The sequence below is a fragment of the Rhodococcus sp. Leaf233 genome, from assembly GCF_001426165.1.
GTDB lineage: Bacteria > Actinomycetota > Actinomycetes > Mycobacteriales > Mycobacteriaceae > Rhodococcoides > Rhodococcoides fascians.
In genome coordinates this window covers 360,550-373,094 of the sequence record NZ_LMRO01000009.1, presented here as the reverse complement: position 1 = coordinate 373,094, position 12,545 = coordinate 360,550, and the positions used below count along the sequence as shown (strand labels likewise).

The following is a 12,545-nucleotide window of genomic DNA, read 5'->3' as shown; positions in this document are numbered from 1 at the left end:
TCTGATGGCGATATCGCCCACCCTGCTACGAACGGCCGGAGCCCTGGTGGTGGTGGGAGCAGTCACCGTCGCCGGGATCGACGCCGCTCGCAGTGCCAGCGGCTCCGACGCCCGAGCCAAATTGACACTGATAGCACCTGCTGCCGCCGGCGGCGGCTGGGACTTGGTCGCGCGCGAGTCGCAGCAGGCGCTGCGCAGCGACGGCATCGTCAACAACGCGCAGGTGGTCAACGTTCCAGGGGCCGGCGGCACCATCGGCCTGAGCCAACTCGAGAACCTCAGCGGTCAGCCCACCACGGTGATGATCACCGGCACCGTCATGCTCGGCGGCATCGCGATCAACAACTCCGACACCACCTTGGCCGACACCGTGCCGATCGCCAAGCTCGCCGAGGACTTCGAGGTGTTCGTCGTCCCGAAGGACTCGCCGATCCAGAATCTCGAGGACATGATCGAGGCCTGGCGAGCGAACCCCGGTGGCCTGCCGATCGGCGGCGGGTCGCTCGGCGGCATCGACCACATCGTGGCGGGCCAATTGGCCCAGGAAGCCGACATCGATCCAGCCGCAATCAATTACATCGCCTACTCCGGCGGCGGTGAGGTACTCACGTCGCTGCTGTCCAACACCGTCGGCGTCGCGGTCAGTGGATTCAACGACTTCCGGGACCAGATCGAAGCCGGCAACGTGCGTGCCCTCGCCGTGGCCGCGCCCGAGCCGCTCGAAGGATTCGACGTGGAGACGTTCATCGAACAGGGCTACAACGTCGACCTCGTGAACTGGCGCGGAATCGTTGCACCGCCCGGGATTTCGGACGAGGACCGGCAGACGCTCGTCGACATCGTCACCGAGATGGTCCAGACCGAGCAATGGGCGACGGCCGTCGAACGAAACCGCTGGAAGGAATCGGTCGTCACAGGAGACGAATTCGGGGAATTCCTCGAGGTCGAGCAGGCACGTATCACCGGAATTCTGGAAGAGCTGGGGCTGGTATGACAACGACGACTCCCGACACCGCAACCTCCCGCTCCTTCTGGACGGGCCGTAGCGGCCTGATCGTTCCGGCACTGCTCGTCGCACTGGGCGCATTCCTGGTCTACGGAACCATCACGATGGATGTTCCTCCCACCGCCACCTCCCCTGGCCCGCAGGTCTTTCCGGCCATCGTCGCCGGCGGCTGCTTCGTGGTCGCCGTGTTGGTCACGATCCAACTCATGGTCAAGCCAGACGTCATCGATCGCGGCGTCGACGACGACGGCGTGCCGCACACCGGTACCGTCAGCAACTGGCGAACCCTGTCGATCACCGTCGGATCGGTGGCAGTGTTCATCGCTCTCCTCGACCCGCTCGGCTGGGTTCTCGCCGGTGCCATCCTCTTCTGGGGTGTCTCGGTCGGATTGGGTGGTCGCCGTTACGTGTTCGACGCGGCAGTCGCACTGCTGGTCTCGAGCGCCGTCCAGATCGTATTCTCCGCGGGCCTCGGCCTGACCTTGCCCGGCGGCGTTCTCGCCCAGATCTTCTGACGGAGCTGAATTTCCGATGGATTCATTGAGTAATCTTCTCGACGGGTTCGGCACCGCGCTGACTCCGATGAACCTGGTGTGGGTGTTCGTAGGCGCACTGCTCGGCACCGCCGTCGGCGTGCTACCCGGACTCGGTTCTGCTATGGCGGTGGCGCTTCTGCTGCCGGTCACGTTCACTCTCGACCCCACCGCGGCGCTGATCATGTTCGCCGGAGTGTATTTCGGCGGCCTGTTCGGCGATTCCATCTCGGGCATCCTGATGAACACCCCCGGCAACAGCACCGCCATCGCCGGTACGTTCGAGGGACATCGAATGGCCAAGAACGGCCGCGCCCCACAGGCTTTGGCGACCTCGGCCATCGCGTCGTTCATCGGTGGCATGATCGCCACGACCTTGGTCGTGTTCTTCGCACCGACGCTTGCGGCGCTGGCGACCAACTTCGGACCCGCCGAATATCTCGCACTCGCGGTGTTCGCGTTCATCGCCACTTCGGCGGTGGTCTCGGACTCCGCCCTCAAAGGTCTGACCGCACTGCTGATCGGTCTCACTTTGGCCGTGATCGGTATCGACGGTCCGTCGGGGGCTTCACGATTCACCTTCGAGGTACCTGCCCTGTTCGACGGCATCCACATCGTCGTCATCACCGTCGCGATGCTCGCCCTCGGTGAGGTCATCCACATCGCGTCGAAGATCGGGCGGCCCGAGGATCGGTCGTTGATCAAGTCGCAGGGACGACCGTGGCTGAGCAAGGCGGAGTTCCGCGAAGCACTCCCGGCCTGGCTACGCGGGACGGCATTCGGTGTGCCGTTCGGCGTCATACCAGCAGGCGGCGCTGAGGTGCCGAGCTTCCTGGCGTACGGCACCGAGCGTCGGCTCGATCGTAAACGCGAGAAGCCGATGTTCGGCAAAGGTGCCATTCGTGGTGTGGCAGGACCCGAGGCGGCCGGAAACTCCACGGCCGGTACGGCCATGGGAGCGCTACTGGCGTTGGGTCTACCGACGTCCGCCACGGCGGCGATCATGCTCGCAGCGTTCCAGCAGTACGGTATGCAACCCGGACCGCTCCTGTTCGAGCGCAGTGGAGACATCGTCTGGGCCCTGCTGGCCAGCCTCTTCCTGGCGATGATCGTGCTGCTGATCCTCAACCTGCCGTTCGCACCACTGTGGGCGCAGCTGCTGAAGATCCCGAAGAACTACCTGTACGCGGGTATCTCGGTGTTCGCCGCCCTCGGCGTTTATGCGTCCAGTGCGTCGATCGTGGATCTGATCTTCATGCTCGGGCTCGGCATCGTCGGATTCATGATGCGGCGCTACGACATTCCGCTCGCACCGGTGTTGATCGCCGTGATCCTCGGCCCACTCGCCGAGGAATCACTTCGACGCGCGCTGGCCGTCAGCGAGGGCGACCCGTCGATTCTGGTCAGTAGCGGCATCACCATCGTGCTCTACGCACTGATGATCATCGCCGTGGTGTTCTCGATCGTCAGCAAGATCCGCGCCCGCAAGACCGCCGACTTCTGAGTGCCCTCCGCGCAGTGGTGTGGCTCTGTTCTCGGGTCGTTCCGCAGGCTTCACTCCTGCGCGCCCGCAGGCGCATAACCACACCACTGCGAAGCACTCAGTGCTGCAGAGCCGGGTAATCCGTGTAGCCCTTGGCACCGTCGGTGTAGAACGTGCTCTGGTCCGGCTCGTTCAGCGGAAGATCCTCACGCCAGCGGTACGCGAGATCGGGGTTCGCGATTGCCGGACGTCCGACCACGACGGCGTCGCCGACGTTGTCGTCGAGCAGCGACAGCGCTTCGTCGCGAGTGGTGATCTCACCGAAGCCGCTGTTGACGAGCACGGCACCACCGAACGCCTGCCGCAGATCCTGTACCAGCTCGCCCGACGGATCCTTGTGCAGCACACTGAGGTACGCCAGACCCAACGGCGCGAGCCGCTCGACCAGCGCGCGGTAGGTGGCACGCACGTCGTCGGAGTCCGTCTCGAGCGCATCCTGAATGTTGTGCTCGGGCGAAATGCGGATGCCGACCTTGCCGGCTCCGAGTGCCGCGGCCACGGCCTCGACCACCTCGGCCACGAACCGCGCCCGGTTCTCCGGCGAACCGCCGTACTTGTCGTCACGCTGGTTCGAGGCGGGCGAAAGGAACTCGTGCAACAGGTAACCGTTGGCACCGTGAACCTCGACGCCGTCCATACCGGCAGCGACCGCATTCTTCGAGGCCTGTACGAAATCGGCAATCACCGAGGGCAGTTCGTCCTCCCGCAGTGCACGCGGGGTGGGGTACGCCTTCTTTCCCTCGTACGTGTGAGTCTCGCCGTCGATGGCGATGGCACTGGGGCCGACGACCTCACGGCCACCCGTCGTCGCCTCGTGGGTCACGCGCCCGGCATGCATCACCTGAGCGAAGATCAGCCCGCCGTCGGCATGCACTGCGTCGGCCACATTGCGCCACCCCTCGATCTGCTCGTCGGTCACCAGACCGGGCTGACCGGGGAAGCCCTGGCCCGCATGGCTCGGGTAGGTGCCTTCACTGACGATGAGACCGAGGGACGCCCGCTGCTTGTAGTGCTCGACCACCAGCGGACCCGGCACTCCGTCACGTCCTGAGCGCACCCGCGTCAGCGGAGCCATCACCAACCGGTTGTCGAGCTTCAGGTCACCGAGCGTCAACGGGGAAAACAACTTCATGGTTCTCTATCTCCTTACGAGTGCGTGCACAGTACTTGCCACTGATCACTCGAACGACCGAGATCCATGAAGCTATTCCGATCCGAGACATTGCTCACTCACAGGATGTACAGCATCTCCTGGTACGTCGGCAGCGGCCAGAGATCGTCGGCCACCATTGCCTCGAGGGTGTCGGCCGCAGAACGGACAGCCGCCATCGCAGGCAACAGTTCGTCCTTGGCGTGGGTGGCCTCGGCCAGAGCGTCGCCGCCCGGATTCGCTTCGAGGGCGGTCTTCAATGTCGCCAACGCTGCCCGCAGCTCCGACAGTGGAGCCGAGACTGCGTGCAGCGCAGTCATGTCCACGTCGTCGACGCCCGCGCCCTTGAGCGCACTGACGTTCTGCGCCAATTCCGTCTGGTAGCGCAGTGCAGCGGGAAGGATCGATGTCTGACCCATTTCCAGCGTCAACCGCGCTTCGACGAACACCGTCAACGCGTACTGCTCGAGCCCGATTTCGTAGCGCGAGTGCATCTCTCGGTGGTTGAACACCTTGTACTTCTCGAACAGTTCCATCGCCGACTCGGAAATCAACTCCGGCAACGCGTCGAGCGTCGTACGCAGGTTCGGTAGGCCGCGTGCCTCGGCCTCGATCTGCCAGTTGTCGGAGTAGCCGTCGCCGTTGAACACCACCGCGCCGTGTTCGGTGATGATCTCGGTCAGCAGATTCTGCACGGCGGTGTCGAAATCGGTGCCGTCGGCGACGGCCGCTTCGAGGTTGGTCGCCATGTAGTCGAGCGCCTCGGCCATGATCGTGTTGATCGTGACCATCGGGCCGTTGACGGTCTGCATCGAACCGGGGGCGCGGAACTCGAACCTGTTGCCGGTGAAGGCGAACGGGCTGGTTCGGTTGCGGTCGCCGGGATCGGTCGGCAGTACGGGCAGGGTGTCGGCACCGATCATCATGGTGCCCTTGCCTTTCGAGGATGTGGCTGCACCCTTGGCGATCTGGTCGAACACGTCGGCGAGCTGGTCGCCGAGGAAGATCGAGATGATTGCCGGCGGTGCCTCGTTGGCACCGAGGCGGTGATCGTTGGTCGCCGACGCCACCGAGGCGCGCAGCAGACCGCCGTACTTGTGCACCGCGCGGATGACGGCGGCACAGAACACGAGGAACTGCGCGTTGTCGTGCGGATTGTCGCCGGGCACCAACAGCGATCCCAGGTCGGAGTTGCCGAGCGAGAAGTTGACGTGCTTGCCGGAGCCGTTGACACCCTCGAAGGGCTTCTCGTGGAACAGGCACTCCATGCCGTGCTTCTTGGCAATGGTCTTGAACGTCGTCATCAACAGTTGCTGGTGATCGGCCGCGATGTTGCCGCGCTCGAACATCGGCGCGATCTCGAACTGTCCGGGTGCTACCTCGTTGTGCCTGGTCTTGGCAGGAATGCCGAGCTTGAACAGCTCACGCTCGGTGTCCATCATGAAGCCGAGCACGCGCTCGGGGATGGCACCGAAGTAGTGGTCGTCGAATTCCTGGCCCTTCGGCGGCTTCGAGCCGAACAGGGTGCGACCTGCATTGAGCAGGTCGGGACGGGCCAGGAAGAAGTGCCGGTCGACGAGGAAGTATTCCTGCTCCGGGCCACAGAACGAGACGATGTTCTCGATGTTCTCGTGTCCGAACAGCTTCAGGATGCGCTCGGCATGTCCGCCCATCGCCTGCTGCGAACGCAACAGCGGCGTCTTGTGGTCGAGGGCCTCACCGGTCATCGAGACGAACACCGTCGGGATACACAGGGTGTTACCGTTCGGGTTCTCGAGGACGTACGCCGGGCTGGTGACGTCCCAGCCTGTGTATCCGCGTGCCTCGAACGTGTTGCGCAGGCCGCCGTTGGGGAAGCTCGACGCGTCGGGCTCGCCCTGAATCAGCGTCTTGCCTGCGAATTCGGCGAGCGCACTGCCGTCACCGACGGGATCGAAGAAGCTGTCGTGCTTCTCGGCCGTCAACCCCGTGAGCGGGTAGAAGACGTGCGCGTAGTGCGTTGCGCCCTTCTCCAGAGCCCAGTCCTTCATCGCCGACGCCACCGCGTCGGCCACCATGGGGTCGAGCTTCTTGCCCTTGTCGATCGTGGCCATCACCGACTTGAAGACCGACTTGGGCAGTCGCTTCTGCATGACGACCTTGCTGAAGACGTTCTCACCGAATATCTCGCCCGGCTTCTCGTCTCCGACGAAGCTGACCGCAGGCGGCACGTACGCCTCGACGTCTTTGATCGCCTGCAGGCGGACGGTATTTCCACTCATGGCTACCCCTTGGCAAGGTGCGCTCCGCACCTGGTGTGTGCGGAGTCCGACTCGGCGACTGTACGAATGCCTCGTGGCGGTGGTGTTTCGTCGCTGTGTCCACTGCAATGCAAAACCGTCGGAAGGCAGGAGTTTCCTTCCCCGCAGACGGGGGTAACTGCGTAGCCAGCGTAATCAACCGGAAAGCGTGGCCCCATGACCGACGAACTGACCGTCCGCCGCGTGATCGACGCTCCTCCCGCCTCCGTCTTCACCGCGCTCGCCAATCCCGAGGTCCAGGCCGCGGTCGACGGCTCGGAAATGCTCCGCGGCGCGATCGATCCGACGCCGCTGAACGCGGTGGGCGACACCTTCGCGATGGATATGTATCAACCGGAACTGGGCGAGTACGTCATGGAGAACACCGTGTTCGTGTTCGAGCAGGACCGACGCATCGGTTGGATTCCCAATCGCCAGGGCATGGAACCCCGTGGCACGCGGTGGTCCTGGGAACTCGAGGAGGTCGCCCACGACAGGACAGCGCTGACGCAGGTCTACGACTGGTCCCGCGTCACCGATCCGGAGTTTCGAAAGATGGCCGGCTTTCCGAGGGTGACCGAAGAACAGATCGTCGGCACGATGCGCCGTCTCGCAGAACACCTCGGCGTCACCGTCGAGAACTGATCCATCGAAAGAGAGAACCTCATGGTCGACGTCACCCGAACCTTCACCGCCGCTGTCGCGCTCGACAAGGCCGCGGCATTCCTGCGCGACTTCTCCAATGCGTCGGCGTGGGATCCGGGAACCGAGAGCTGCACCCAGGTCTCCGACGGCCCGGTGGCCGTCGGAACGCAGTGGCACAACGTCTCGAAGTTGTTCGGAGTCACCACCGAACTGACGTATACGTTGGTCACCGACGAGCCCGATCACGTCGTGCTCGAGGGGAAGAACAAGACGGCAACCAGCGTCGACGACATCACGCTGACAGCCGAGGGCCCCGCGTCGACCCGGATCGACTACCACGCGCACGTCGAATTCAACGGTGCGGCAAAGGTTGCGGGCCCGTTCCTGAAGGCGGGCTTCGAGGCAAAGGTCGCTCCGGAGACCGTGGAGAAGATGACCGCCGCGCTGGAAAGACTGTGACCTCGACGCTTCCGAGCTCAGTACCTCGAAGTCACTTTCGTTCCAGCGCAGGCTTTTTCGCGAGGACGGTGAAGTTGTCGGCCGCGGACTCGTGTCGGTCCGGCGCGATGCGTTCGCCGTCGTCGCCGTAGACGGCGATCAGTTCGAGGCCTGCGCCGGCCACCAGAGTGCGGACGTCGTCGAGGGTCGAGAAGTGCATGACGAGTGCGAATTCGTGGGCTTGCAACGGGGCCAGAGCCCACGATCGGTGATCCTCGGCTTTCGACCGATTGACGAGCCAGTTCCGCACACCGCGCACCTGCGCAGACGGATCGAGCAGACGACGTCCGACGGCGACGAGAAGTGCTCGCAGCGAGAACTGTGGCCGAGTCGTCGGTCGCCGTAACTGAAACGGGCTCTCCAGATACGACCGGCCACCTCGATTGAGCGTCGAGAAGACCACGACGCCTGTCTCGTCGGTCACCCGCGCGAATTCGGCCAGTACGCGGCGGCGTTGCTCGTGGGCCACGGTATCGAGTCCGTTGTTGCTGAAGACGACCAAGCCGAACTCACCGTCCTCGAACGCCGCCAGGTCACGAGCGTCGGCGACGTGCGCAGGCAGATCGGGAAAATTCTTCCGGAAAGCGTCGATCATGTTGGGGGCGTAGTCGATTGCCACGTAGCGGTCGGAAAGCAGTCGCAGCAGCGGCGTGGTGCGGCCGCTCCCCACACCCACGTCCAACACCGGAACCCCGCGGGCCAGGTCTGCGGCGGCGACCAAGGCTGCGGCCTCACCGCGATCGAGAAATCCGTCGGTGGGTCCCATGAATTCCACGTACGTGGCGGCGACCCGAGCATCGTCGAAAACACCCCGGTTGGAGTCGGTGGACAACTCGGACACCTCCCCGTTCACGAGCTGCGGACGTACCGCAACTGCCGACGACCGTACCGACGAATCCTGAGGCGCGCCTGAGGTGCTGCCCCGGCGTCTCGGCACAGGTATGGTCTGGTTCCCCTCGTCCGTGCATCATCGACATATGACGAATTCGTACGACGCGTGGCCCGAACTTCGAGTCGACAGCTGGGCGGACACTCGCGACACGGTGCAACTGTGGACCCAGATAGTCGGCAAGACCCGAATGGCGTTGTCTCCCCCGCTCAACCACTGGTGGGGAGTTGCGCTGTACGTCGACGCGTCGGGCCTGACGACGTCGCTGATGCCACTCGGCGATCGAGGCCTCGAGATTCGCTTCGACTTTCTCGCACACCAGTTGATCCTCGCCACCACCGATGGCGAGCGCCGAACCATGAGGCTCGAGCCTCGAACCGTTGCCGACTTCTACGCCGAGTACACCGATCTGCTCTCCGGGCTCGGCGTGGAGGCTCCGATCGTGGCAGTGCCGGTCGAACTGCCACACGCGACACCGTTCGCCGAGGACGTCGAGCACGCGTCGTACGACGCCGATGCCGTCCAGAAGTTCTGGCGAGCGCTCGTCAGCGCTGATCGGGTGTTCTCGGAGTTTCGAGCCGGCTTCCGCGGCAAATCCAGCCCGGTCCACTTCTTCTGGGGCGCTTTCGATCTCGCTGTCACACGATTCTCCGGAAGGCCTGCACCACAACATCCCGGTGGTGTTCCGAACTGTCCCGACTGGGTGATGCACGAGGCATACAGCGACGAGGTGTCGAGCGCCGGGTTCTGGCCGGGCGGGGCCGCGGAGGGCGCGTTCTACGCGTACGCCTACCCGAACCCGGACGGCTACGACAGTCATCCGGCCGTCACCGCCCCCGCGTACTTCGATCGTGATCTCGGCGAGTACGTACTTCCGTACGAGTCCGTCCGCACCGCCGAGGACCCCGACGCACTTCTGCTCGCCTTTCTCGAGAACACCTACCGCGCTGCCGTCGAGACCGCCCACTGGGACTAGCTCGGGTGGGGGCGGTCATCGTTCCCCCCATTCGGGGGTACCCCACGGGTGACCCGGATCACTACCGTTCGTCGCATTCGGTATCGCACATATACCCGATACCCGACAAAAACGGAGGAACCATGACCGCTGTCTCGCCCGAGGATCCGGGCGTCGCCACTCCGACCCCACCGGCGGTGCAGACGAAGACGAGCGTCCGCCGAGTAGCGGTTGCCAGTGGCATCGGCACCACGATCGAGTTCTACGACTTCTTCATCTACGGCACTGCCGCCGCACTCGTCTTCCCCACGATTTTCTTCCCGGCGCTCGGATCGACCGCAGGCACCGTGGCGTCGTTCGCGACGTTCGCCGTCGCGTTCATCGCCAGGCCCGTCGGTGCGGTGCTGTTCGGCCACTTCGGCGACCGCATCGGTCGTAAGAAGACCCTGATCTCGACCCTGCTGTTGATGGGCGTGTCCACCTTCGCGATCGGTCTACTGCCCGGCGCAGCCACCATCGGAGTCGCAGCCCCGATCATTCTGGTACTGCTCAGATTCGGGCAGGGATTTGCCGTCGGCGGAGAGTGGGCGGGTGCCACGCTGCTCACTGCCGAGTACGCACCGGCCGGCAAGCGTGGGTTCTATGCGATGTTCCCGCAGCTGGGACCCTCGGCCGCGTTCATCTTCTCCAGTGCGACCTTCCTCGCCACCGGCCTGCTGTTCGGCGACACCAACGAGACCTTCCTCAACTACGGGTGGCGAATTCCGTTCCTGCTCAGCGCTGTTCTGGTCCTCATCGGCCTCTACATGCGGTTGGCCATCGAAGAGACCCCGGTCTTTCGAGCCAACAAGCTCGCCGAAGAGCACGCTCCGGCGAACTCGGCACCGACCAAACTGCCGATCTTCGACGCATGGCGCATCCAGAAGCGCGAAATCATCACTGCGGCAGGCGCTTTGGCGTCCCTCTTCGCCTTCTTCTACATGGGGACCGCATACCTGACGAGCTACGGCACCAAAACCCTCGGGTTCGACCGCCCGTTCGTGTTGGTTACCGGGATAGGCGCTGCGGTGATCTTCGGTATCGCCATCGCTACCTCGGCAACCTATTCCGATCGCGTCGGCCGACGTCGGGTCATCATGGCGGCGTGCATCGTCGCGGTGCCGTGGTCGATAGCACTGTTCCCCTTGCTGGACTCGGGCTCACCGGTCGCGTTCGTGATCGGCATGTGCGTGACGCTCGCGATCTTCGGTGTTGCGTACGGCCCGACCGGAGCTCTGCTTCCGGAGCTCTTCCAGACCCGATTCCGTTACACCGGAGCAGGTTTGGGCTACAACCTCGCCGGCGTTCTCGGTGGCGCGATTCCGCCGATGCTTGCCGCACCGCTCGCGGCCGCGTTCGGCAGTATCTCGATCGGCGTGATGCTGGCTCTGCTGTCGGTGCTGAGTCTGGTCTGCACCAAGAGACTGATCGAGACCAAGGATGTCGACATGGCGTAAGGGCCCACAACCGACACACACACAAAGAACCGCGGCCACCCGGAAATCGGGTGGCCGCGGTTCTTGCCAGCTGTCCTGGAACGAGACTCAGTCGTCGCCACGGGGCGGCGGCTGAACGTCGACGCCACTGGAGTTGTGCTCCGGTCCCGCCGCGGGGTGCTCGGCCGGTACGCGACCGCGAGTCTTGGCGGCCTCACTGTCCTTGGTGGCACCCTCGGCGAACTTGCGACGCCAGCTCTCCTCGGGACGGTAGGGGCCCGGCTTCGGCCGAACCTTGCCACCCGGGAAGGCCAATCGCGCGATGGTCCGCTGGACCATCCCCCACTGCTGAAAGAACGGCCCGGTGTTGTAGGGCAATTCGTAGCGCTCGCAGATGTCCTTGATCTTCGGCGCGACGTCCGAGTACCGAGTGCTGGGCATGTCCGGGTACAGGTGGTGTTCCACCTGGTAGCTCAGGTTGCCGCTCATCAGGTGGAACAGCGGTCCGCCGTCGATGTTGGCGGCGCCGACGAGCTGGCGAACGTACCATCCGCCGCGGGTCTCGTTCTCGACCTCTTCCTGGCTGAACGTGTATGCCTGGTCCGGGAAGTGACCGCAGAAGATGATCGCGTTCGACCAGACATTGCGAATGATGTTGGCGGTGAAGTTGGCGGCCACCGTCGAGAGGAACGTGCTCTCGACACCACTGACCCGACTGTCCAACAGGGCGGCCGTCCGGCGGTTCTTGCCGAAACGCGCGGATCCCCGCAGCTTGGACGCGAGGCGAGACCTCTTGCTCTCGGGTAGACGACCACCCGAGGCGAGCTGCGCCACCGCGAATGCCCCGGCACTGATCAGCGGCCAGCCCACGTAGTCCTTGACGAACTGCTTCCGTGCCTTGACGCCGATGCCCTTGAGGTCCTCGACGAGCTCCTTGACGGGCTTCTCTCCGCGACGGATAGCCTCGATGTCGAGATCGTGCAGGGCGACGCCCCACTCGAAGAACGCCATCAGCAGCACGTTGTAGAACGGCTGGGCCAGGTAGACAGGGCTCCACTTCTGACGTGGATCGATACGCATGATCTCGTAGCCGAGATCCTTGTCCTTGCCGCGAATGTTCGTGTACGTGTGGTGCACGTAGTTGTGGGAGTGCTTCCACGAGTTGGCGGTGGACGCGGTGTCCCAGTCCCACACGGAGGAGTGGATTTCCGGATCGTTCATCCAGTCCCACTGGCCGTGCATGACGTTGTGGCCGATCTCCATGTTCTCGAGGATCTTCGCGATGCCGAGGCATGCGGTGCCGGCCAGCCACGCCGGCTTGCTGGTGGAGCCGAGCAACAGCACGCGGCCGGCAACCAACAGCTGACGCTGGGCTGCGATCACCGAGGTGATGTACTTGCGGTCCTTGTCACCGAGGCTGGAGTACACCTCGTCGTGAATGGCGTCGAACTCCTTGGCGAGTTCGGCGATCGTCTCGTCACTCAGGTGCGCCAGCGGGTTCACCGGCTCATCGGTGTCGGTGACGCGCCTGGTGGTTTCGTCGATAGACATACATTCCCCTGTTCGAATGGA

Annotated in this window: 11 protein-coding genes; 7 read left to right on the top strand and 4 right to left on the bottom strand. The window is 64.1% G+C overall.

Annotated features, from left to right (window positions below):
• The first annotated feature begins 4 nt into the window (after positions 1-4).
• The 3 genes from ASH04_RS12485 to ASH04_RS12475 are packed head-to-tail and all read left to right on the top strand — an operon-like array spanning position 5 to position 3,043.
• Positions 5-994, top strand: a complete 990-nt coding sequence (locus tag ASH04_RS12485; RefSeq protein ID WP_057473644.1) for a Bug family tripartite tricarboxylate transporter substrate binding protein — start codon at positions 5-7, stop codon at positions 992-994.
• Complete coding sequence (locus ASH04_RS12480) at positions 991-1,521, top strand: tripartite tricarboxylate transporter TctB family protein (RefSeq protein WP_032366792.1); 531 nt, start codon at positions 991-993, stop codon at positions 1,519-1,521. Before ASH04_RS12485 ends, ASH04_RS12480 begins: the two co-directional genes overlap by 4 nt.
• A 16-nt stretch (positions 1,522-1,537) precedes the next feature.
• Complete coding sequence (locus tag ASH04_RS12475; RefSeq protein WP_032366793.1) at positions 1,538-3,043, top strand: tripartite tricarboxylate transporter permease; 1,506 nt, start codon at positions 1,538-1,540, stop codon at positions 3,041-3,043.
• A gap of 97 nt (positions 3,044-3,140) precedes the next feature.
• Here the strand turns inward: ASH04_RS12475 and ASH04_RS12470 are convergent, their stop codons facing one another.
• On the bottom strand, positions 3,141-4,214 hold the full coding sequence (locus tag ASH04_RS12470) for an alkene reductase (RefSeq protein WP_027495761.1): 1,074 nt from the start codon (positions 4,212-4,214) through the stop codon (positions 3,141-3,143).
• A 98-nt stretch (positions 4,215-4,312) separates the two neighbouring features.
• The gene (locus tag ASH04_RS12465) at positions 4,313-6,493 is read right to left on the bottom strand and encodes a glutamine synthetase III family protein (protein WP_027495760.1); all 2,181 of its coding nucleotides are present in this window, start codon (positions 6,491-6,493) and stop codon (positions 4,313-4,315) included.
• Positions 6,494-6,688: 195 nt separating this feature from the next.
• Here ASH04_RS12465 and ASH04_RS12460 point away from each other — a divergent pair, with 195 nt between their 5' ends.
• Entirely contained in the window at positions 6,689-7,156 is a 468-nt protein-coding gene (locus tag ASH04_RS12460) for an SRPBCC domain-containing protein (protein WP_057473643.1), read from the top strand.
• Positions 7,157-7,177: 21 nt separating this feature from the next.
• The gene (locus ASH04_RS12455; protein ID WP_057473642.1) at positions 7,178-7,615 is read left to right on the top strand and encodes an SRPBCC family protein; all 438 of its coding nucleotides are present in this window, start codon (positions 7,178-7,180) and stop codon (positions 7,613-7,615) included.
• A 31-nt stretch (positions 7,616-7,646) separates the two neighbouring features.
• Here the strand turns inward: ASH04_RS12455 and ASH04_RS12450 are convergent, their stop codons facing one another.
• Positions 7,647-8,486, bottom strand: a complete 840-nt coding sequence (locus tag ASH04_RS12450; protein ID WP_057473942.1) for a class I SAM-dependent methyltransferase — start codon at positions 8,484-8,486, stop codon at positions 7,647-7,649.
• Positions 8,487-8,631: 145 nt separating this feature from the next.
• Here ASH04_RS12450 and ASH04_RS12445 point away from each other — a divergent pair, with 145 nt between their 5' ends.
• Together ASH04_RS12445 and ASH04_RS12440 are read left to right on the top strand one after the other, a co-directional pair.
• Positions 8,632-9,519, top strand: a complete 888-nt coding sequence (locus ASH04_RS12445; RefSeq protein WP_032369126.1) for a DUF5996 family protein — start codon at positions 8,632-8,634, stop codon at positions 9,517-9,519.
• 122 nt (positions 9,520-9,641) lie between these two features.
• The gene (locus ASH04_RS12440) at positions 9,642-10,994 is read left to right on the top strand and encodes an MFS transporter (RefSeq protein ID WP_057473941.1); all 1,353 of its coding nucleotides are present in this window, start codon (positions 9,642-9,644) and stop codon (positions 10,992-10,994) included.
• Between the two features lie 87 nt (positions 10,995-11,081).
• Here ASH04_RS12440 and ASH04_RS12435 read toward each other — a convergent pair whose 3' ends face one another.
• Complete coding sequence (locus tag ASH04_RS12435; protein WP_057473641.1) at positions 11,082-12,524, bottom strand: fatty acid desaturase family protein; 1,443 nt, start codon at positions 12,522-12,524, stop codon at positions 11,082-11,084.
• Positions 12,525-12,545: the final 21 nt, after the last annotated feature.